At 37.6% G+C, this 22,923-nt stretch carries 22 protein-coding genes; 5 read left to right on the top strand and 17 right to left on the bottom strand.

The window, feature by feature from the left end; all coding sequences use genetic code 11:
- Positions 1–57: 57 nt before the first annotated feature.
- The 3 genes from gcvT to ACQY77_RS14890 form a co-directional block, all read right to left on the bottom strand.
- Positions 58–1,137 carry a glycine cleavage system aminomethyltransferase GcvT gene (gene gcvT / locus ACQY77_RS14900; protein ID WP_421941368.1) on the bottom strand — a complete coding sequence of 360 codons (1,080 nt, stop codon included), beginning with the start codon at positions 1,135–1,137 and terminating at the stop codon, positions 58–60.
- 223 nt (positions 1,138–1,360) lie between these two features.
- A complete protein-coding gene (locus tag ACQY77_RS14895) occupies positions 1,361–2,563 on the bottom strand; it encodes a glycosyltransferase (protein ID WP_421941369.1) in 1,203 nt (400 codons plus the stop codon).
- Between the two features lie 21 nt (positions 2,564–2,584).
- Positions 2,585–3,193, bottom strand: coding sequence for a ribonuclease HII (locus ACQY77_RS14890; RefSeq protein WP_421941370.1), 609 nt, complete (start codon positions 3,191–3,193; stop codon positions 2,585–2,587).
- A gap of 279 nt (positions 3,194–3,472) precedes the next feature.
- Between ACQY77_RS14890 and ACQY77_RS14885 the strand changes: the two genes are divergently transcribed.
- Positions 3,473–3,823, top strand: a complete 351-nt coding sequence (locus ACQY77_RS14885) for a TfoX/Sxy family protein (protein WP_421941371.1) — start codon at positions 3,473–3,475, stop codon at positions 3,821–3,823.
- On the opposite strand, the gene ACQY77_RS14880 is transcribed toward ACQY77_RS14885, so the two are convergent.
- From ACQY77_RS14880 to ACQY77_RS14870, 3 genes are read right to left on the bottom strand one after another with little or no spacing between them, the layout of a single operon-like run.
- A complete protein-coding gene (locus ACQY77_RS14880) occupies positions 3,813–4,955 on the bottom strand; it encodes an ABC transporter permease (protein WP_421941372.1) in 1,143 nt (380 codons plus the stop codon). The two genes, ACQY77_RS14885 and ACQY77_RS14880, sit on opposite strands and share 11 nt — an antisense overlap.
- Positions 4,955–6,091 (bottom strand): glycosyltransferase family 2 protein, encoded by a 1,137-nt coding sequence (locus tag ACQY77_RS14875; RefSeq protein ID WP_421941373.1) that lies wholly within the window; start codon positions 6,089–6,091, stop codon positions 4,955–4,957. The genes ACQY77_RS14880 and ACQY77_RS14875 overlap by 1 nt, the downstream gene beginning before the upstream one ends.
- Positions 6,069–7,046, bottom strand: coding sequence for a hypothetical protein (locus ACQY77_RS14870; protein ID WP_421941374.1), 978 nt, complete (start codon positions 7,044–7,046; stop codon positions 6,069–6,071). Before ACQY77_RS14870 ends, ACQY77_RS14875 begins: the two co-directional genes overlap by 23 nt.
- Before the next feature lie 43 nt (positions 7,047–7,089).
- Between ACQY77_RS14870 and ruvC the strand changes: the two genes are divergently transcribed.
- Positions 7,090–7,677: a crossover junction endodeoxyribonuclease RuvC gene (ruvC, locus tag ACQY77_RS14865; protein WP_421941375.1), complete on the top strand. Its 588-nt coding sequence runs from the start codon at positions 7,090–7,092 to the stop codon at positions 7,675–7,677.
- Positions 7,678–8,191: 514 nt separating this feature from the next.
- Here the strand turns inward: ruvC and ACQY77_RS14860 are convergent.
- The 3 genes from ACQY77_RS14860 to ACQY77_RS14850 form a co-directional block, all read right to left on the bottom strand.
- Entirely contained in the window at positions 8,192–9,034 is an 843-nt protein-coding gene (locus ACQY77_RS14860; RefSeq protein ID WP_421941376.1) for a DUF4349 domain-containing protein, read from the bottom strand.
- A 465-nt stretch (positions 9,035–9,499) separates the two neighbouring features.
- Entirely contained in the window at positions 9,500–9,718 is a 219-nt protein-coding gene (locus ACQY77_RS14855; RefSeq protein ID WP_090885190.1) for a hypothetical protein, read from the bottom strand.
- A gap of 57 nt (positions 9,719–9,775) precedes the next feature.
- Positions 9,776–10,543 carry a 5'-nucleotidase, lipoprotein e(P4) family gene (locus ACQY77_RS14850; protein WP_421941377.1) on the bottom strand — a complete coding sequence of 256 codons (768 nt, stop codon included), beginning with the start codon at positions 10,541–10,543 and terminating at the stop codon, positions 9,776–9,778.
- A 152-nt stretch (positions 10,544–10,695) separates the two neighbouring features.
- Here ACQY77_RS14850 and ACQY77_RS14845 point away from each other — a divergent pair, with 152 nt between their 5' ends.
- A complete protein-coding gene (locus ACQY77_RS14845; protein ID WP_421941378.1) occupies positions 10,696–11,418 on the top strand; it encodes a hypothetical protein in 723 nt (240 codons plus the stop codon).
- Positions 11,419–11,497: 79 nt separating this feature from the next.
- On the opposite strand, the gene atpG is transcribed toward ACQY77_RS14845, so the two are convergent.
- The 8 genes from atpG to ACQY77_RS14805 all read right to left on the bottom strand — a co-directional run bounded on the left by atpG (position 11,498) and on the right by ACQY77_RS14805 (position 17,599).
- Positions 11,498–12,382, bottom strand: a complete 885-nt coding sequence (gene atpG / locus ACQY77_RS14840) for an ATP synthase F1 subunit gamma (RefSeq protein WP_421941379.1) — start codon at positions 12,380–12,382, stop codon at positions 11,498–11,500.
- An 85-nt stretch (positions 12,383–12,467) separates the two neighbouring features.
- On the bottom strand, positions 12,468–14,042 hold the full coding sequence (gene atpA / locus ACQY77_RS14835) for a F0F1 ATP synthase subunit alpha (protein ID WP_421941380.1): 1,575 nt from the start codon (positions 14,040–14,042) through the stop codon (positions 12,468–12,470).
- 87 nt (positions 14,043–14,129) lie between these two features.
- Positions 14,130–14,669 carry an ATP synthase F1 subunit delta gene (atpH, locus tag ACQY77_RS14830; protein WP_421941381.1) on the bottom strand — a complete coding sequence of 180 codons (540 nt, stop codon included), beginning with the start codon at positions 14,667–14,669 and terminating at the stop codon, positions 14,130–14,132.
- A gap of 95 nt (positions 14,670–14,764) precedes the next feature.
- Positions 14,765–15,259, bottom strand: coding sequence for a F0F1 ATP synthase subunit B (locus ACQY77_RS14825; protein WP_421941382.1), 495 nt, complete (start codon positions 15,257–15,259; stop codon positions 14,765–14,767).
- Between the two features lie 91 nt (positions 15,260–15,350).
- Positions 15,351–15,557, bottom strand: a complete 207-nt coding sequence (gene atpE, locus ACQY77_RS14820) for an ATP synthase F0 subunit C (protein ID WP_010601523.1) — start codon at positions 15,555–15,557, stop codon at positions 15,351–15,353.
- Between the two features lie 43 nt (positions 15,558–15,600).
- Positions 15,601–16,776, bottom strand: coding sequence for a F0F1 ATP synthase subunit A (gene atpB / locus ACQY77_RS14815; protein ID WP_421941383.1), 1,176 nt, complete (start codon positions 16,774–16,776; stop codon positions 15,601–15,603).
- Between the two features lie 35 nt (positions 16,777–16,811).
- Entirely contained in the window at positions 16,812–17,201 is a 390-nt protein-coding gene (locus ACQY77_RS14810; protein ID WP_421941384.1) for a hypothetical protein, read from the bottom strand.
- 170 nt (positions 17,202–17,371) lie between these two features.
- The gene (locus ACQY77_RS14805) at positions 17,372–17,599 is read right to left on the bottom strand and encodes an AtpZ/AtpI family protein (protein ID WP_421941385.1); all 228 of its coding nucleotides are present in this window, start codon (positions 17,597–17,599) and stop codon (positions 17,372–17,374) included.
- 109 nt (positions 17,600–17,708) lie between these two features.
- Here ACQY77_RS14805 and ACQY77_RS14800 point away from each other — a divergent pair, with 109 nt between their 5' ends.
- Positions 17,709–20,480 carry a tetratricopeptide repeat protein gene (locus ACQY77_RS14800; RefSeq protein WP_421941386.1) on the top strand — a complete coding sequence of 924 codons (2,772 nt, stop codon included), beginning with the start codon at positions 17,709–17,711 and terminating at the stop codon, positions 20,478–20,480.
- A gap of 108 nt (positions 20,481–20,588) precedes the next feature.
- Positions 20,589–22,811, top strand: coding sequence for a transglycosylase domain-containing protein (locus ACQY77_RS14795; protein WP_421941387.1), 2,223 nt, complete (start codon positions 20,589–20,591; stop codon positions 22,809–22,811).
- Positions 22,812–22,923 lie beyond the last annotated feature (112 nt).

Below are 22,923 nucleotides of genomic sequence, written 5' to 3'. Positions count from 1 at the left end.
ATGAAATAAAAGCAATAGCTTCTCTGGATTTGAAAAGCTATTGCTCAGAGAAAAATCTTATTTATAAAAAGGAAACTTAACAACCTTAGCTTTAATTGGCGTATTGCGGATGCTGATAAAAATCTCGGTACCTTCTTTAGCAAAATCCTTTGCTACGTAGCCCATTCCAATAGCTTTTTGAAGAGATGGTGCCTGTGTTCCGGAAGTTACTTTACCAATATTATTTCCTGCTGCATCTACAATTTCATAATCGTGGCGAGGAATCCCGCGGTCGATCATTTCAAAACCAACCAATTTCCTGGTTACACCAGCTTCTTTTTGGGCTTGTAATGCTTCAGAATTAGTAAAAGGTTTAGAAAATTTGGTAATCCAGCCTAATCCTGCTTCAATTGGAGAAGTAGTATCATCAATGTCGTTACCATATAAGCAGAAACCCATTTCTAAACGGAGTGTATCTCTTGCACCTAATCCGATAGGCTTAATATGATGCGCCTTACCAGCTTCAAAAATGGCGTCCCAGATTTGATCAGCATATTGATTTTCGAAATAAATTTCGAAACCACCAGCTCCGGTATAACCTGTTGCTGAAATGACTACATTATCTACACCTGCAAAAGTGCCTTTTTTAAAGCTATAATACTCCATAGATGCCAGATCAACAGTTGTTAAGCTTTGTAAGGCATCTGCAGCTTTAGGTCCCTGAATGGCCAAAAGTGAAGTCTTATCAGAAATATTATGCATTTCTACACCTGCAGTGTTGAATTGTTGAATCCAGTTCCAATCTTTTTCGATATTAGATGCATTTACCACTAACATATAAGTTTTATCATCTAAACGATAAACCAAAAGATCGTCGACAATGCCGCCATCATTGTTAGGCAAACATGAATATTGAACTTTGCCATCATATAATTTAGAGGCATCGTTACTGGTTACACGCTGGATTAAATCTAAAGCATTTTCGCCCTTCAGAATAAATTCGCCCATGTGGCTCACATCAAAAACACCTACGCTGTTTCTTACAGTTTGATGTTCGGCATTAATGCCTTCATATTGTACAGGCATATTGTAACCTGCGAATGGAACCATTTTCGCGCCAAGGCTGATGTGTTTTTCTGTTAATGCGGTATTTTTCATGCTTAATTTTTAGTTGGCGGCAAAAATACTAAGAAAAAGGCAATGTTTTGGGGTTAATTTAATCTGTTTTTGGAAAGAAAACACTCAAACGTTTGATTAGGAATGAGGAATTGAACAAGGAGCAAAGGGGAGAAGCAAAAAATTAATCCCTGCTCAGTGATTCACGAACCTGTGGCCGCTTACCCGATATGGTTCGCGAGGCAGGAAACATGAAGATGAAGAACTAGGCACTTAACAACTCTTCATAAATTTTAAGCATTTTGGAAGAAATCAGATGTACACCATGATCATTTTCTACAGTTTTTCTGGCATTATCCCCAATTTCTACCCACCTTTTAGGGTTTATAATGCATTGCAGGATGGATCGATAAAATTCATCCGCAGAATCTGCTATCAGGATGTCATGCCCATGACGGCAATTGATGCCTTCTGCAGCAGTGGTAGTAGCGATAATACATTTCTGCATAGCCATCCCCTCAATAATCTTTACCCGCATGCCGGTTCCGGAAATTAAGGGCACAATCATAATCGCTTTAGAATTCATAAACTCTACCGCATCAAAAACCTCTCCTTCAACTATCAGATTTTCGGAATCATATTCAAAAAAATGCTTTTGCATATTCTTACCTGCAATGTAAAACCGAAGATCTTTATTGAGTTTTTCTATATCCGGCCAAATATCATCCAAAAACCACTCTAAGCCCTCCTGATTGGGCCGCCAATCCATTGCGCCCAGGTGAAAGAGTGTTGGAAAACTGGTTTTGGTTTTATCTACCTTGTATTTATCTAAATCAATTGCTACCGGGAAAACCGACATGGGCACCTTACAGCCAAACCTTAAAATACTTTGCCTATCGGGTTCGCTGATGGCAAAAATCTGATGAAAACGATTTATCTGATCAGTTTCATAAGCTTTTAATCGTTGAGCCAGAAAAGCCAGGTATTTCCTGCGGACTAAGAACTTCTCTGAATGAGAAAGACGTTCCCACATCGTAAATTCGATATTATGAGCCCTGTATATTAATTTTGCATTGCTATTGGCCTTAACAATATCTAAGTAGGGTACAACAAAAAGCCCTTCAAACTGAATGATGTCGAATGCATTTTCCCGCAGTAAGTTTTCCAGTTGTTTCGCCGCATCTTCACTGTAATACCGGGAAACATTGTAAGATTCATTCGTAAAAATATTGAAGAAAGCTGACCACACATTCACGTCAGTATCTAATTCATGTGTATGAAACTTGATCTGTTCAAAAACAGGATCATAAATATCATCTACATCTACTTTGGCTTTAGAGGGGTTAAGACTGAACAAAGTGATATCTGCGCCAAGCTGAAGCAAGCCTTTCATGGTATTGTATACCACGATGGGGTAACCACTGTTTGGCGGGAAGGGGATCCGCTTAGTAATTAACAGAATTTTCACAATGTTGTGAATTTACGAAATTTAGACGTTTTTTGAAAACAGATCCAATTGAGGATCACTCACATTAAATGTTTTTCTGTGAAATGGTGACAATCCAATCTCTAAAACCGCTTTGCGATGTGCAATAGTCGGATAGCCTTTATTACTGATCCAGTTGTAATGAGGGAAATCATGATGCAGATTAGTCATGTATTCATCTCTATGGGTTTTCGCTAATATGGATGCTGCTGCGATATTCAGGTATTTCCCATCGCCTTTAATGATGCAGCTATGTGGAATTTGTGGATAAGCTTTGAACCGGTTGCCATCAATAACCAAATACTCGGGTTTGGTATGCAACTGTTCAATGGCCCGATGCATGGCTAAAAAAGAGGCATTTAAAATATTAATACGATCAATTTCTTCATGGTCTACAGCTGCTACTGCCCAGGCTAAAGCTTCTTTTTCAATAATCGGACGAAGCAAATCCCTTTGTTCATGAGACAATTGCTTAGAATCATTTAATCCTTCCAGCACATAACCTTTAGGCAAAATAACGGCAGCCGCAAATACTGGTCCCGCCAAACAACCTCTCCCCGCCTCATCGCAGCCAGCCTCTAAAAACTCTTCCTGATAGCAATTCAATAACATGTTGCAAATTTAATTATTAACGTGAAAATTTTGTCAGGCAGATGATTAAGGTTTAACTTAGTTTTAAACATTTATTATTTCCAATATGCTGAAGATCTTAAACACGATGATACTGGTAATCCCTTTTGACAGTAATGTTGTTGCTCAATCTAAAATTAAATAGCTTTTATCAAAGGATTAGCAGGACACGATTTACATGGAAATTGAATACTGATTGTGTTCTTAAAGATAAATTTTGGTCGTAAAAATTAGAAATGTACCTTTTAAACATACTAATGAATGATGAAATACAACGAAATACTTGCCAACAGAATTGCCGAACGATTAATAAACCTTCCAGATGTGGAAGAAAAATTCATGTTTAGTGGTTTAGTTTATATGGTAGATGGGAAACTGTGCGTTGGCGTAATGAAAGATAAAATTATGCTCAGAATTGATCCCAATACTTTAAACATATTAGTAGACAAAGATGGCTGGGAGCAAATGTGGAGTGGCACCCGCCCAATGAAAGGCTATATATTGGTTTCAGAAGATGTGCTTCAGCAAAATACAGAATTAGACTTCTGGATTAGCCTGGCCTTAGCTTACAATCCTTTTGCCAAGGCTTCTAAAAAGAAAGTTAAACCGTAACATTTTGTCCTTTAACATCAAAGGCATCGCGTAAGCCAATAGCCAATACATTAAAAGCGTATACTGTAAACATGATGGCCAAACCTGGGAGTACAGCAAGGTAAGCGGCATCCATAATAATGTAGCCATAATGTTCCTTAATCATACTTCCCCAACTAGGCATTGGAGGTTGGGCACCGAATCCCAAAAAGCTTAAACCAGTTTCCAACAATATGGCTGAGGCAAAGTTAGATGAAGCAACCACCAGGATAGGACCGGCAATATTGGGTAAAATATGTTTAATAATGGTTCGGCCGGTGCTAAAACCTAAGGCCCTGGCGGCCTCTACAAACTCTACTTCTTTAAGCGCCATTACCTGCCCCCTAACGAGCCTGGCTACATCAACCCATGTGGATAAGCCTACGGCAATAAAAATCTGCCAGAAGCCCTTCCCTAGCGCAAAAGAAATGGCAATAACCAATAGTAAGGAAGGCAGAGACCATACTACATTCATAAACCAGCTAATGGCTGCATCAATTCTTCCACCGAAATAGCCGGCTACAGCCCCCAATCCCACACCAATAAATAAAGAAATCAGAACAGCCATCAGTCCTACTGAAAGCGAAACCCGAATGCCCAGGATTAATCTGCTCAGCAAATCTCTACCGTAAATGTCTGTTCCTAAAAGAAATTTCTTTTTATAAAGCAGTATTTTAGTCAAATCATCCGGCTGATGTGGCATTTTTATCTTCGGTATCCAATTGCTAAAAATCTCGTTAAGGCTATACTTTACTTCTTCTGCCTTTTCATCATCCCCGATATATTCCCGTACAGCGATGCTATCCTTCACGAAACGATAATCGGTAATCGGAATACTTTTAAAGTCTGGTTCTTGCCCAAACAACATCCGCTCAAAAAAGCTGACCTTTTTAATATTTGGATTTTTACTGATTATTAAAAACTGAAAAGTTCTTCCCGGTTTTTTGTTGCTAAGCTGAAGATGCATGGTATTGGCATTTGGAGAATCATCCGGCATGATAAGATAACCTAAAACCCCCATCAACATCAACAGTAGAATAAAAGCAAGGCCTGTAAAAGCAAGCTTGTTTCGCTTAAATTTTAACCATACTTTTTTTGAGGGGCTATTATCCATTACCTAACCATTCTACCTTTCCAATTGTATTTTCCACTGTTGCCTGCAATACCTATATATACCATGTAAATAATATGAAGTACATTTAGTACAGGCATTAATAGTAATAAACTGCGTCGTTTAGCGAAGCCTGTTACATCCCATAAAAATAATGTTTCTAAGCACATCTTAACTAATAACTGATAAAAGGTAATGCTTATAAAGCCGGGAATAAAAACCCCAACTATGAAATTCACCAACATACTCAGATTGAATAACCAAATGAGTACTCCCAAAACAATAATCCCTTTGTTTTTATAACGTGTACTTTTAGATGCCCAACGCTTACGTTGCTGGATAAAAGCTTTTAAATTTTCTTTGGCATGGGTATAAACAATGGCTGCTCTGTTTTTTAAGAAGCCGATTTGGTTGGGATACTTAGCAGCAATCTTATGCAGCAGGAGCTCATCATCTCCGGAAGCTAAATCATCAATGCCCTGAAATCCGCCAACCTCGTAAAAAGTAGCTTTTTCATATGCCAGGTTAGCACCATTACAGGTAGAGGGTTGCCTGTTTCCAATGGTAGATGCACCAAGACCAATCAAGTAGAGGAATTCCAGCGATTGTAAACGTTCAAAGAAGCTCTTTTCCTGAAAATATGCAACAGGTGAAGAAATCATCTTGTAATCCCCTTCCTCATAAAAGGACACAATGGTACTCAACCAGTTTTCAGCCATTCTACAATCTGCATCTGTGGTGATAATTAAATCTCCGGAACAAGTACCGATGGCAGTTTGAATCGCTTTCTTCTTATAAGAGTTTAAGGCATCAGCCTCATTTAATTTAATTAAACGAACGTTTTGGTTGGCATAACTTAAAACAATATCTGCCGTTCTATCTGTAGAATGATCATCAATAATGATAATTTCGGTCAGGTGTTTTGGATAAAGTTGGGCCACCAGATCATCAATGGTTTTACCTATATTTTGTTCTTCATCCCTTGCGGCCACAATAACCGATACCTTAGTCTTTGCTTCTGTAACTTTAGGCTTGAAATATTTAAGGTTGTGCCAACCCTTTATAAAACTAATAACGAGAAAACCATAAATTAGGGTCAGCGCAGCAGATAATAGACTAGTTAGATTTAGAAGTTCCAAAAAAATTGAGTTTAAAAACAAAATAAGTGCCTAATATAGCAGGAATTATAATATTTATTAGCCAAATACTGGCTGTACATGCAATTACTGCCACGTCTTGTTTGGTAATAAAGCTAAAAAAGTATGATGCTGTGACACTTCTGATCCCTACATCGAATAAATCTAATGATGGCAAGGTAGATTGAACAAAAAACAAGATGCAAATCATCATGATAATATCCGCATAGTGCAGACCCGGGATTAACCAGGTAAAAAGGATAAAGTATTGAGAACTGAAAACGGCATAACGCGCTAAACAATACATCAAAATCTTAAAAAGTTCCGTTTTCCTGTATCGACCTAATATGCCATAAAACTTCTTGTACTTCCTGGTGAATTTAATGGAAAGTAAAATTCCATTAAGCCACCTGATGTTAAAAAAGAAAATGATAAAAAACACGCAAAAGGCAAATACCAAAATCTGGATTGCGAAAAACAGGCGGTAATCTAAATCAATAAAGCGGTAAATAAAGAAACTCAGTGCAATGGCGCCGAATACATTTGTAAGTACCAGCTGACCTATGTTCCCGACTGTCATGGCCACAATCCCGATAATCCTTCTTTTAGGGGAAAGAAAAAAAACACGCCCACCGTATTCTCCCAGTCGGTTGGGTGTAAAGATAGCTAAGGTTAATCCACAAAAAACAGATTCTATGGCCCGGTAAAAACTTATAGTCTCAATGTGTTCTATAAGCCGTTTCCACTTTGCTGCTTCTAAAAACCAATTGACAAACATGAATAGAAATACAACTCCAATTACACTGATAATCTCTACCTGAGGAATATCCTGTAATAAAGACTTAAAATTCTGTAGATTTTTGTTGGAGATAAGCTTGTGATAAATGAACCAGAAGGCAAAGACAACAATTGCAGCTTTAATGAGTAAAGAGAATATTTTTTTTTGCTTAACAGTCAAGATTATCTTTTTTAGTTTGCAAATATGCTTAATATTGCTGTAAATGTTGAGCGAAAAAAAGGAACGGATTATTTTGGGTATCGACCCCGGAACCGCAGTGATGGGTTATGGTGTGATTTTAGAAAAGGGAAATAAGACCGAACTACTCAGCATGGGCGTGGTCAAAATGACACATCTGGATGATCCTTTCTTAAAGCTTCAGCGTATTTTTGAGAAAACAGTGGTACTCATAGATCAGTACAAACCTGATGTTTTGGCAATTGAAGCCCCTTTTTACGGTAAAAATATCCAGGTATTGTTGAAACTGGGGCGGGCACAAGGTACTGCTATCGCGGCGGCCCTGTCCAGAAACATTTCGGTTACGGAATATTCACCCAGGAAGATTAAACAATCTATAACCGGCAACGGAAATGCCACAAAAGAACAGGTGGCAGCCATGTTGCAACGTTTGCTCAATTTTAAAGAAACACCAGAATTTCTGGATGCAACCGATGGACTAGCCGTTGCAGTCTGCCATTCTTTTCAAAAAATTACTACCGGTGGAAAATCAAAAACATACTCTGGCTGGGAATCTTTTGTGAGCGACAATAAAACTAAGGTTAAAGGACTACCAGTTAAAGTGAAGAAATAAATACATCCGTTAGTCAATTTGTAGCTTCGAATTTACAAACCAAGCAGTAGATTAATTAAAGAACCTATTACTGCGTATTTTTGGAGTTGATTTTTATAAATAATGTACTGGCTGACAACTGAATAAGTAAACTTGCAGGAATTATAAAAAATATATTAAACACCAGAAATCCAGCCTCTGGCGAAAAGCATGTCTTCTGTTTATCGTAAGGTGACAAAATATCGACAAGCCACAAAAACAAAATTGGCCAACAAAAAAGTATTAACGATGTGGTTAAATAAGGGAGGGCTTTATCTTGACTAGTCAGGTTGAAATTGCGGTACGCAATAGAAATTGGTACTGCAAGATAGGGTAAAAACAAAACGATAATTATACAAATAGTAATAAACATTAAAATTTATTTAAAAGTTATCCTGCAGATCAAGAAGATTAACACAGATTAACTATCTGCAAGAATCACTTTTGATCTGCGGGAGCCATTTACATATCCACTTAATGAATCCTCTTAAGTATTTTATAAACCAGCGCGTTTGGCTCTGTACTGTTTAACTCCAAAGAAAATTGCTATTCCTAAAACTACCAGCATCCACACATTGGCCAGGGCCAAAATCATTTCTTTGAAGATGGTCCAGCCGTTAAGAATGTTTAACCATAATCTGCTACCAAAACCTGGACGGTAATCATAGAGGTTATCATTGGCCACGATCATCGTTCTTACGGTATTATCCTGATAAAAATTGAGCGTAATGGTACTGAATTTTACTCGGTTATCAATCTGAATATTCTCTACCTTTTTGTCAATAAAGTCATCCTTAATGATCAATGCAGATTCTACATTAGCGCTTTTCTTCGTCGCAACCTGATTGATCCTTTCAACAGCTTCCACCCTATTTTGAGCTTTTAACTTATTAGCGAGATACAATATACTTTGATCATCCATTTTCATCGATTGATTGTCAACGAATACGGCCATCCTTGCTACCGTATTTGTAAACTCATCTAATCGTTCTGAGGGAATTTTAGCCACAAGATAGCCCTCTGTGCGGTAAGATGTAATTTCTTTAAGAGAATCTGTTGATTGTTTAACTTTATCAGTTTCCTGAATGGTACTGTTAATGGAGAATTCGGCTATAGCACCGCCCTGTTTTTTAAGTGTAGCACTCAATGTTTCTTTCGTTTGCTGAACATCCTTAACTCGGAAACGCATATCAGCGGTTTTTACTATTTTTTCATTGGCTATACTGTCACTGGAGATGGTATCTGCCCCCATGTTGCTACTCTCCGCATAATCTTTTTTCGAGCTATTACAGCCAAAAAATGTTACTAAAATGGCTATAGCAATAATATTCCTTTTCATGATTCAATGGTTTTAGGTAAATAATCATTTTAAAATATTTGCTTCAGATGGCCATCAGAAGTTTAACATATATTCGGTTAAAAACGTTGTGTACCCTTTATACAAAAATTCGATTTAGGTAACCCATGGGGCGGTTGAAGGAGCGAGAAGAGCAAGGGGAAAAGAGCAAATAACAAGGAGCAAAGAAGAAAGAACAGGTGGTAAGATTAGATATCTTATAGTGCACCTTTAGGGAAAAACCTGCATAGTAGCGCCAAAGGTAGCCACCTAAACCTGATTGTAGCGAACACGGAGTGCAACGAAGTAAAGCGAAAAGCAGGAGTAACATTAATCTACTTGCTTGACCATGCTTTCCTAATATCCACTCAACAATTCTTTCAACCATTCAGTCACTTACTCTTATAAAAACAAAAAAGCCTGTCGTGAGTAAACATGACAGGCTTTGATATTTAGAGAGAAAATATGTTATGCATCTAAAATTTTGAAAACACCTTTGATAGCGATAATGGCTCCTACAAAAAGAATAATCCATGAGATCAGTGACATTTGCCAAGAATCATGAGCAAAACGCAGATAAGTACCTAAAATGCTAATCAAAACGCCAACAATCATCAATTTATAAATACCTGGCTGATTAGCCGTTTGCATACTTTCTGTATTGTGTTTTAATTCTTTGTTCTCCATAATATTTATTTTTATGATGCAGCAAAAGTAATACTTATTGCTGAATTTTTATAGTACTTAATAACTTTTTAATCTTTCCAGTCTCTGCCTGGCTTTATCCTGCTCGCTCAGCTTTTCTCCCTGATATAAAGGCTTTTCCCAATCGCCATACATGGGGTTTGGCAATACAATGTATCTGGTTCCAAATAATGCCTGACTTCCATTTACCTGCTCAAATGTATCTTTACCCTCACGATAAAAAACATTGCTAAAATCACTCAGATTATCACCACAAAGCATTAAAACATTATGGGTTTCGGCCACTTTCTGACGTCTTGGCTCTTTATTAGAAGTGCCTTTAGCAACGATCAGATGTGCATCATCTGCATAAGGAAATCCAAATTTCTGGAGGTTTTTCAAAGTTGTAGTGTAATCTTTTTCATCCCGATTACTCACGTAAAAAGTTTCAATGTTTTTAGATGCCGCAAATTGAAGAAAAGATAGCGCACCGGGAACCGTATCTGCCTGAGCAAGATTTGTCCATTGGGTCCAATCTTCTGGTGTGTAACTTAAACCTTTCTTAATTTCATGACCTTGAAATGCAGAATTGTCCAGAACGGTTTCATCTATATCAACAATTACGCAGTTTGGTTTCTTGCTGGTATCAGCCCATAGTGCCTCTTTTAAAGAAAGACGGGCAAAGTTATAAGCCTGGAAGCATAAAGCCCTGTATTCGCCAGATTTTTGCTGCCAGAGCACAGCATTAGTGTAGTCTCTTGCCGGATTTTGTGCTACTGCCATAAAAGGCATTGTAAGCGACAAAACAAAGAATAAGTATTTTTTCATGAATGGGTATTAAACTACAAAGATATTAAACTCCTCGTCATGCCGACTTCATCTTTCACAAGGATGAGTTCAGCTAAATTTTAACTGTTAAATTTTCTACATAAGGTTTTTTTTATAGCTTTATAGACACACACAAATTAAATTTTATTCTTATGAAATCTAGAAAACTGCTCTGGTTTGCTGCAGGGCTTGCGCTTTTCGCGGCCTGTAGCAAAGAGGATCAACCCATTGATCCTGTACCCCCAATTGAAAAACCCGACCCCGTTGAGCTGCTGAAAGACTCTTGTTCCTACACCCTGAATGGCAAACAGATTTCTTTTAACAGTGTCGATTATGGATCAGCGTTCTTCGTAGAACCCAATTCAAAAGTTGATTCGGTTACCAAGTATGCCAAATACATTTCGGGCGATAAGGATTCTGTAATGTATGGGCAAAAATTTCAACTGTGGGACTTGCAACGTCAACATTACATTTCAATTTCCTTTGTTAAAAAGTATCACAATAATGAGATGCGCGCTTATGCCCTCATGGGGCCTAAAAATTTGCATACTTTATTTTATTCTGGCGCGTACCCTTATGCCGTCGACCTGTTTAAAGAGAATACGCAGAATGGTATCGCGATAGCAATCCGCCATGAAGGTGCAGGGTTCAAATCTTCGGGTCAGGATGGCTTTTGGATTGAACCAACTACCATCACTAAAGACGCCCAAAAAAAATCAGAATTTGCGCTTATTAGCCAAAAGAAATTGAAATCAGGATTGTACTTAATGGAAGCAAAATTTAAATTGTTAGTTTTTGATCAACACGAGCAACCACATCAGATTGAAAACGGATATTTTAGGTTTAGAATGAATCTGGACAGGATAAACTATTAAAAAAAAGCCCATTTCTTAATTGAAATGGGCTTTTATATTTTACTTACTCTGGATTAAAAACTCCAGACTCAAGACTTGACTATCCGTTCAATGCTGCTGCACCACTTACAATCTCAGTTAACTCAGTTGTAATGGCCGCCTGACGTGCCTGGTTATAAGAAAGTTTCAATGCCTTCAATAAATCACCAGCATTTTCAGTTGCCTTATCCATTGAAGTCATACGCGCACCATGCTCAGAGGCATGAGAATCAAGAACAGCTTTGTATAATTGGATCTTAATTGATTTCGGGATCAATTGTTCCACAATCTCTTCTTTCGATGGTTCTAAGATATAATCTACATTGGCTGTTTTAGTTGCAACTGCAGGCTCTTCTGTCTTAGCTAAAGGCAGTAATTGCTCGGTAGTAATAAATTGAACTGCAGCATTTTTAAAGCGGTTATATACCAACTCTACTTTATCAAAGTCGCCTTTAATAAAACCAGCCATAATGGCATCGGTAATCTTGGTTACGTTCTCAAAAGTTAAGCTTGCATATACATCGTTGTTGTTGCCAATAACGTTGTATTTACGTTTCTCGTAAAAATCCTGTGTTTTTTTACCGATAGAGATAATACTAACGTTACCGTTTTTCAGTTGCTCACTGTACTTCTCTGCAATTAAATTATTGGCTGCTTTAATTACGTTCATGTTAAATGCACCAGCTAAACCACGGTTTGATGATACAGTAACAATTAAAACCTTATTAGGTTCACGCTCCTGAATAAAAGGTGACGAAGAGCCTTCTAAACTTGCAGAAAGATTTCCTAAAATCTCCTTTAGTTTAGTAGCATAAGGACGTAAAGCGATAATTGCATTGGTAGCACGTTTCAACTTCGCTGCCGAAACCATTTTCATAGCTTTGGTGATCTGCTGTGTTGATTGTACCGAGGCAATACGGTTTCTTACTTCTTTTAAATTAGCCATATTTTAGTATCTGGTACTGAGTATCGAGTATCAAGATTAGAAATGGTCTGAGTCTTGATACTTGATACTATATACTTTTATCTAATTAGTATTTACTTGAAATTTCTTTTGCAACTGTGTCTAAAACGCTGGTTAAGCTATCATCGAACTTACCGGCTTTTAAACCTTTTAAAGTTTCTGGATGACGCAATTCTAACTGTGTTAAAAACTCGGTTTCAAATTCTTTTACTTTATTAACTGGTACGTTACGCATTAGGTTTTTAGTTCCTACGTAAACAATAGCCACTTGTTTCTCAACAGTATAAGGAGAGAACTGTGCTTGTTTTAACATTTCAACGTTACGTGCACCTTTATCCAATACTGATTTTGTAGCTGCATCTAAGTCAGAACCGAATTTAGAGAAAGCCTCTAATTCACGGTACTGTGCCTGATCTAACTTTAAAGTACCAGCAACTTTTTTCATTGACTTGATCTGTGCATTACCACCCACACGTGATACCGAGATACCTACGTTAATTGCAGGACGGATACCTGAGTTGAACAAGTTCGACTCTAAGAAGATCTGACCATCAGTGATTGAAATTACGTTGGTTGGGATATATGCAGAAACGTCTCCAGCCTGAGTTTCGATAATTGGAAGTGCGGTTAATGAACCACCACCTTTTACTATACCTTTGATAGACTCAGGTAAATCGTTCATGTTTCTTGCGATATCATCGTTGGCGTTGATTTTCGCAGCTCTTTCTAATAAACGGCTGTGAAGGTAGAAAACGTCTCCAGGATAAGCTTCACGGCCCGGTGGACGACGAAGTAGTAAAGATACCTCACGATAAGCTACCGCTTGTTTAGATAAATCATCATAAACAATTAATGCAGGTCTTCCTGTATCGCGGAAAAACTCACCAATTGCAGCACCTGCGAATGGTGCATAAAACTGCATTGGTGCAGGATCTGCTGCTGAAGCTGCTACAACTACTGTATAAGGTAAAGCGCCATTTTCTTCTAATGTACGTACGATGTTTGCAATGGTAGAGTTTTTCTGACCAATAGCTACATAAATACAGTACACAGGCTGGCCTGCTTCATAAAATTCTTTTTGATTGATGATGGTATCGATACAAACCGCAGTTTTACCAATCTGACGGTCACCGATAACCAGCTCACGTTGACCACGACCAATTGGAATCATTGCATCAATAGCTTTGATACCTGTTTGTAATGGCTCATTTACTGGCTGACGATAAATTACACCTGGTGCTTTACGCTCAAGTGGCATTTCATAAGTATCACCTAAGATAGGGCCTTTACCATCCAGAGGCTGACCTAAAGTATTTACTACACGACCAAGCATACCTTCACCAACGTTAATTGATGCAATTTTCTTAGTACGTTTGATAGTATCACCTTCTTTAATTTCTTCAGAAGAACCTAACAATACCACACCCACATTATCTTCTTCAAGGTTTAATACAATCCCTTGCAGGCCGTTCTCAAATTCAACAAGCTCACCCGATTGAACTTTTGTTAAACCGTAAACACGGGCAATACCGTCGCCAACTTGCAACACGGTACCAACCTCTTCAAGTTCGGTTTCTGATTTGAAGCCCGCCAATTGCTGTCTGATAATTGCCGATACTTCGTCTGGTCTTACCTCTACCATAATTTTACTTTATATCTTTTTGTAAATGTTATTATTGTTAAACGCCTGGCCTTAGCTATTATTCGCTATTTGCCTTACGCATACGCACTAATGTGCAAATTCTTTTCTTAGTTTACTTAAATTGCTTGATATACTCGCATCAAACTGCTTATCTCCTACCTTCAAAATAAAACCACCAATCAATTTCTCATTCAACTTTTCATTGATGATAACCTGATTAGCACCTAATTCTCTCTTTACGATAGCAACAATTTCTTCTTTTGCAGTTGCGCTTAAAGGAGTAGCTGTAGTTACATCTGCAGTTACAATACCTTTAATCGAGTTATACTGTTGAATAAACTGCTTAGCCGTTGCGAATAAAATCTCCGATCTTCCTTTGTTTACTACTGTAGTAAAAAAGGTAATGGTGAGTTTGCCCACCTTATCTGCAAAAATTCCTTTTAAAATACCTGTTTTTTTATCAAGCGGTACGATAGGATTTTTTAATATGGCTTCAAGCTCAGGAGTTTCATCAACTACCTTTTCAAACAACACCATGTCATTTTTAGCTTCTTCCAGCGCATTGTTTTCGCTGGCTAAGTCTATTAATGATTTGGCATATCTGCCTGCAACTTTTATTTCTGACATATTTTTTGAGTTGAAAGTTGAAAGTTAAAAAGTTTAAAGTCTAACCCAATGGTGAATGACTCTGCACTTCGTACTTTAAACTTTGTACTTTGAACTTAGTTTAATTCAACGTCTTTTAACAAATTAGCTACCAATGCTTCTTGCTTAGCTTTATCATCTAACTGGTTACGTAACACACGTTCAGCAATTTCTAATGATAATGAAGAAACCTGATCTTTAACCTCAGCCAATGCAGCTTTCTTTTGGTTTTCAATTTCGATCTTCGCTTTTTCAATCAATTTAGCACCTTCAACCTGCGCTTGTTTCTTAGCTTCGTTTAAGATACTATCTTTAAGTGTTTTAGCTTCCTTCAAAATTTCATCGCGTTCAGCACGTGCCTGTTGCATCAAATCCTGGTTTTGAGCAGTTAAGCGAGCCATTTCTTGTTTAGCCAATTCAGCTTTGTTTAAAGCATCATCAATACTTTGTTCACGCTCATGAATTGCTTTCATAATTGGTTTCCAGGCAAATTTGCCTAATAAGAACAACAACAATAAAAAAGCAATGGTATTCCATACCAATAAACCAATTTCCGGAATTAATAAATCCATCTTATATATTTAATATTCTGATTACTATACAATTTAAACAAGAACCTTAACGGCAATCCCGAAAAGGTTCTTGTATGAATTCTTTCTTTGATTATTTTGCGATCAAAGAAACTACTACCGCGAATAAAGCAACCGCCTCGATAAAGGCAGCAGCGATAAGCATAGCAGTTTGAATTTTAGAAGCGGCTTCTGGTTGACGAGCAATTGATTCCATTGCAGATCCACCAATTTTACCGATACCTAATCCAGCGCCTATTGCAGCTAAGCCCGCGCCGATTGCAGCTAATGTTCCAGTCATTTTCTGATTTATTTATATTTATTTAACAATAATGTTCAATTGATTAATGATGATCCTCTACAGCCATACCAATAAATAAAGCCGAAAGAATGGTGAATATAAACGCCTGGATAAAAGCAACCAGGAATTCAATTAAGCCGATAAACACAGCGAAGAAAATTGAAGCCGGAGCAATCCAAAGTGAGTTAAAAATAAAAATTAAACAAAGTAACGACATTACCAAAATGTGACCTGCAGTAATGTTTGCAAATAACCTGATTGCTAATGCGATTGGCTTGGTGAAAATACCAAAAATCTCTACAGGTATCATTAATGGTTTTAACCACCAAGGAACCGGAGGATTAAGAATGTGACCCCAGTAATACTTATTACCTTTAAAAGTAACAATTAAAAATGTACAAGCAGCTAAAACTACTGTTAGCGCAATGTTACCTGTTACGTTAGCACCTCCCGGAAAGAAAGGAACCAAACCTAAAATATTGTTTAACCAGATGAAGAAAAATACAGATAATAAATACGGCATAAATGCAGCATATTTATGTCCTAAATTTGGCCTGGCAATATCATCGCGAACAAAAATAATAATCGGCTCTAAGAATGACTGTAATCCTTTAGGCGCTTTACCTGCTCTCTTTTTATAAGAAGAAGCAATTGTTGTAAAAATAATGATTAACACAACAATTGATAACAACATACTAAAAACGTTCTTTGTGATGGAGAAATCAATTGGACGAGCGTTAGTAACCTTTTCTTCCCCATCCACAAGTTCATGAGACACATACGAACCATGAGCATCTGCTACCGGGTTAGCATAGTAGATTTTATTGTGAGCAATAGCAAAACGCTGACCGTTTTGTTCTACCAAGACCTTACCATCATCATTAAATTTAAAGGCTGAAGAATTAAATGTTACCAAACCGTTGTTTGTCCAAAGAATTACAGGCAAATGTAAAGTTAACCCGTGTTCTCCATGCCCCCAAAGTGTAAAAAAGTGACTATCACTAATGTGGTGAAAAATAAATGAAGTAATGTTAAAACCTTCTTCTTTGGCTTCACTTCCTTCGTGATGCGCTGCAGGAACTACTTCTCCATGCGCTGCAACCTTAGCACTATCCACAGGTACAACGGCACTATCAACTTGTGCGAAAGTATCATTTTTGATAGATAAAAACGCTATAAAAAGCGTAAAAACAACAATTACCTTCTTAACTTTCGACATAAAAACTTGGTTAAAATCCATTTATTGGCAGTTTTCTACTTTAAATTTTGGTGGCGCAAGTTACGCAACAAACAGTACATTTCAAACACTATAAACAATAAATAAAGTGAAAAAAAATTTAGTATAAAAAGAAGTCCATTTTCCTTCACTTTAATACTGTAAATCAGCACAAAAGCCATACAAAAAATCATCTTCACTGTTATTGATCCCATGATCGCCATTATTCCAACCTGAGGATTACGTTTCAGTCCCAGATCCACAAGCACATAGGCGATGTAAGTGATCCCGGCAATAAACCCAAAAAGCAGCCAGAAGTTAGGGGCAAGTATTTGTACATTTGGAAAAAGTACAGGTAAGACCGCAACAATACCGATTAAAATACCGACAAAAACAAAGTAAATACTGGTAAATTTGGCTAGAGTCAATGGAGTAATTTCTTTAGCGATAAAAACTTTTGCAAAGATAAGCTTTTTAAAATCAAGTATCTAGTTAACCCGGAGAAATTGTTGCTATTGTTGAATGGATTGATTATTAGCAATATCATTTGCGTTAATATACAGCTATAATGAAGTAATTAAATTCCAATAAAGCCCTTTTATTGATTCCGCGTTACCTGCCTGATCACCTGATAAATCGCAATTCCAACGCCAGCCAAAGCGAACATAGCGGTAATTATATTAGATTTACTCTGCCTGCTCTGATCTATTTTGTACCCAATAAACGTTAATAGTCCGATGGTAGCAATCATCTGGAAACCTATGGCTGAGTATTTTGCAGCATTATTAACCTTTTTGCCTGAGTTTTCTTCTTTCGGATTTTCCATCTTTAATACAATAATTAAATTAACTTTGAATAATTAAAATTTGTTGCCAAATAAAATAATTTTGCATACTTTTTGTTTATTGTATATTCACTAAAGAGATTATCTATACTTGAAAAATTACGCCAACAAAGCCTCACATCCCCTCTTCATTTGTTTTAGCTTGCTGTTCTTTTATGGCTGCATTACACCAAAAGATACTTCTTTTAGTCGTAAGATGCAAAATTTGACAGCTCGATATAACTATATCTATAATTCAAATGTACTACTTACCGAGTATAACCAAAGCCTAAGCGAAAGTTACACGGATGATTACGAGCGGATACTCTCTGTTTATCAGGATCCCGAGCCACAGGTTAATCTGGTTCTAACACCTGGCGCACCCAATAAACAGCTGGATGATGTTATTATGAAGGGCCAGGCTGTTATTAACGATAAAAGCTTTAGTAATTATATTGATGACGCCTACATGCTGCTGGGCAAAGCCAATTATTTGAAAGGAAATTTCTTTATCGCTTCTGAATATTTCGATTATGTAGCCAAAACATACAATAGCAATCTTAAGGTTTTTATTATGGCCATGAACTGGAAAGCCAGGAGCCAGATGGAACTGAATAACATGAGCTTTGCTGATAAGGTTTTAGATACCATGTTGCGCGCTGCAGACCAACTTAAAAAAGATCTGGCAGAACCGCTGGCCACTACCGCACAAATGCGGATTTATCAAAAGCGAAATAAAGAGGCCATATTGCTTCTGGAATCTGCAATCGCAAGTTCAAATGAGCAACAACAACGCATCAGATGGCGCTTCATCCTTGCTCAGCTTCAGGAGAAAGAAAATAATTTGCAGGATGCTTATGCCAACTTTACTAAAGTTGAGAAAAGTAATGCCCCCTTTGAGATGTATTTCCACGCGAATCTTAATCGCATCAAGTTAAAGGCCTTATTAGGTGGCGAAAAATTAAATAAAGAGCAGCAATTGCTGGCCTTGCTTAAAGATGATAAGAATTCAGATTATACCGATCAGATTTACTACCAGGTGGGAGAACTTTTCTCTGCCGAAGGTAACTTTATAAAAGCCTCAGAGAACTACAACAAATCCATACAGCAAAGCACCCGAAATCAAAACCAGAAAGCAATTTCTTATTTGAGAATTGCGGACCTTAATTTTAAAGAATTTAAAAATTACATCAAGGCTAAGTTATATTACGATAGTGCGGTTACGATTCTGCCTAAAAATTTCCCAGACTATGATAACATTGTTAAAAAGGCAGTCAATTTGCAATATTTAACAGATCGTTATACCATTATTGCCAGAGAGGATACCGCCCAATTCATTGCTAAATTACCTGCTGCTGAAAGGGAAGCGAAGATAAAAAGTTATTTAGCGCCTAAAGTTAGTGCAAACACTGCAGTTACAGGCGGCAACCGATTTGTTGATGATCCCGACTTCCCTAAACAAACATTGAATACCGGTGCAGCAAATATTGGAAGTACATTCTATTTTAATAATAATGCTGCGATTAGCAGTGGTTTTGGCGACTTCAAAAAACGCTGGGGAAACAGGCAGTTAGAAGACAATTGGCGTCAGAGCATCCGGTCATCAGCACAGGAAAACAACCAGGTTTTAGCCGGTGGCAAAGTTGCCAATGAGATTAATCCGGCAAATGGTAATGCAGCGCAATTAGCTGAACAACAAACTTCTTTAGAAAAACAGTATCTGGAAGCACTTCCAACAACGCCAGAGCAATTGGCAGGTTCAAACCAAAAAATTATTGATGCCTATTTTGAAATGGCCAGTTTTTATCAGCAGGAGCTGAATGATAAACCTGAAGCCAATAAGATTTACCTGGAATTGCTCAAGCGCTATCCGGAGAACAACCACCTTGCAGCTATCTATTATAGTTTATATCTCAATAATCAAGGTATAGATCAGTATAAAGCAGATGAATACAAGCAACTGGTTCTGACTAAATTCCCAGAATCTAATTTTGCAAAGACTATTCTTGACCCATCCTACTCAGCTAAGCAAAGTGAAATAGATAACATTGCCAACAACAATTACAACGTCGCTTTTGATGCTTACGCAAAAAAGGATTATCCGGGGGTAATTAAACAAGCGAATGATAATATTCAGGCATTCCCTAAAAACGAACTTGCTCCGCAATATGCTTATTTAAAAGCCATTGCTGTTGGCCGAACCGCTAAAGTAGATGCGTTGATAACTGAATTTAATCTAATCACGACTAATTATCCTGAAGATAAAATTATTACGCCATTGGTAAAAGAACATTTAAAATACATCGAAGCCAACATCGAGGATTTTAAATTACGTACGTTTGCGCTGGTAGATTTTGACAATAATGAACCGCGTTTTGTAAGTCAGGCCAGCCCAATAGATGTAAAGCCTAAACCGATACCAACAGATATCAATGCCGCGGATAAACCTATAGCAGAGATTGCAAAGGTACCTGAAAAAGCCGCTGATGTTAAAGTAGCAGAGCCTGTTAAAGCCAACAGCATCTTTAGCGTAGCTAAATCTGAAGAATATTATTATGTAATTGATGTTGCAGATGCAACACTAACACTTAGTTCTTCACGTTTTGGTATAGGTCAGTTTAACCGGGGAAATTATCCGGATAATGATCTCACGCATAAATTGGTTGAGCTAGATAATGATCAGTTAATCTATGTTGTAAGTTTCGTTGATCTGGAAGATGCAAAAATTTACGAAGAAAGCATCAAAGGTCAATTGAAGAACATTATGAAGGTTCCTGCGTCTATATATAAAGGCTTTATCATCAGCAAAGAAAACTTTGAAAAGCTTACAGATAGACAACGTATTAACGAATATTTAGACTTTTATAAAGAGAATTATCAGTAATACTTACAGTGTATGTTGGAAGCTGTACGCCAAATGTTCTCTAAAAAATGAATAAATTTGTCGCTCGAATCAATTTTTGATTCGATTACGGAATAACAACAACACAAAATGAAGAAACCCCTATCTCCACAGGAAACGAAAAAATATAGTTTACGCATCTGGAAAATCCTGATTGCCGGAATAGCCATTTTTGCTATTTTCATTTCGATGATTGGGTTTGGATTATTTGGGGCACTTCCTTCTTTCAGAGATATAGAACATCCGAAGAGTAATCAAGCATCGGAAATCATTGCTGAAGACGGCAGACCCCTCGGAACGTACTTTGTACAAAATCGTTCTAATGTAACTTATAAAGAGATCTCTCCAAACGTTATCAACGGTTTAATCGCCACTGAAGACACACGATTTAAAGAACATTCAGGAATCGATTTTAAAAGGACTTTCACCATCATTGGTTATAACTTAATCGGAAAAAAACAGGGTGCGAGTACCATTACCCAGCAATTGGCTAAAAACTTATTCCCAAGGGAATCAAATCTGAATTTCTTGTCTTTAGTACTCACTAAGTTCAAAGAGTGGATTGTTGCAGTCAAACTCGAAAGAAATTATACCAAAGAAGAAATCATTACCATGTACCTCAACACGGTTGACTTTGGTAACCAGGCTTATGGTATTAAATCGGCAGCAAGGGTATATTTTAATACCACCCCAGATAAGTTAAGCCTTACACAAGCAGCAACTTTGGTAGGAATGCAAAAAGGTATTACCATGTATTCACCAACCCGTCATCCGGAACGTTCCCGCGACAGAAGAAATACAGTAATGGCAATGATGGTTAAATCTGATCTGTTAACCCAGCAGGAGTTTGAGGAACAGAAAGAAAAGCCACTGAACCTTCATTTTAATGCCGCAACTGTGAATGATGGTATCGCACCATATTTCCGTTCGGTGCTAAAAAATGATATAAAAGCAATTTTCCAGGAGCAATCCATTACCAAACCAGACGGAACGCCATATGATTTAGATCGTGATGGTTTAAAAATATATACCACGCTGAATTATGACATGCAGGTGTATGCCGAAGAAGCTCAAAAAGAATACATGAAGCAGCTGCAACAGCAATTTATCAATAGCTGGAAAGGCAGAAATCCTTTTAAGGATAAAGCATTGCAAATTGAACAAGGGATTAAACGATCTGATCGTTATAAATCCTTAAAGGCTGAAGGCAAATCGGAAGAAGAGATCAAAGAAGATTTCAATACCAAAACTGAAATGACCATCTTTACCTGGAGAGGTGATATAGATACATTAATGAAACCCATTGACTCTGTACGTTACTATAAAATGTTATTGAGAAATGCCATGATGTCTATGGATCCCACAAATGGGCACGTTAAAGCCTGGGTCGGTGGAATTGACTATGAACATTTCAAATACGATCAGGTAAAAATGGGAACCAGGCAGGTTGGTTCAACAGCAAAACCATTTACTTATGCCGTAGCTATAGAAAATGGCTATTCGCCTTGTTACACCGTACCTAATGTACCCGTAACAATTGAAGGTTATGGAGATCCCTGGACTCCGCGAAACTCTGGTAAACCATTGCCAGGATCGATAACCTTACAAAAAGCCCTTGCGTATTCTCAAAACTACATTACGGCTTACCTCATGAAACAGGTTGGGCCGGTGGCAGTTTCAACATTGGCTACTAAAATGGGTATCCCAAATGTACCTGCTTACCCCTCTATTTGCCTGGGCACTTTCGATTCATCCGTTTACAATATGGTTGGTGCATACGGAGCTTTTGCCAACAAGGGAATTTATACCAAACCTATTTACCTGTTAAGAATAGAAGATAAAAACGGCGTAGTGCTTTTCTCTCAAAAGGAAATCCCTAAACCAATTATGAGTGAAGAAGTGGCGTACGTGATGACAAGGATGCTGAAAGGTGTGGTAACGAACGGTACCGGATCGAGATTAAACTACAAATATAAAGTGAATGCACCTATAGGCGGTAAAACAGGTACGACCCAAAACAACTCTGATGGTTGGTTTATGGCGGTAACGCCACAACTGGTAACCGGTATCTGGACCGGCTGTGAAGACAGGGCGTTCCACTTCCTGACTACCGGCCAGGGTGAGGGAGCAAATACAGCCTTACCAATTTTTGCCGGTTTTATTAAGCGTGTTTATGCCAATCCATCTTTGAAAATTAGTCATGCCGATTTCGAAGCGCCAAAATCAGGCGTATCTATCGTATATGATTGTAATCAATACCAGCAACAAGAAGAAGGTACCCCAACTGAACTGGATGAGAAATTAGGGTTTTAAATCCTACAAGATCATAAGAACATTTAAAGCCTCATTTTAAAAATGGGGCTTTTTATTTACAACGGTAATATTTACCGCTTTTTATCTTCGCAACTTAAGTATCGAATCTTAT

Source organism: Pedobacter sp. (assembly GCF_965279535.1).
GTDB lineage: Bacteria > Bacteroidota > Bacteroidia > Sphingobacteriales > Sphingobacteriaceae > Pedobacter.
This window is presented reverse-complemented; position numbering and strand designations above follow the sequence as displayed.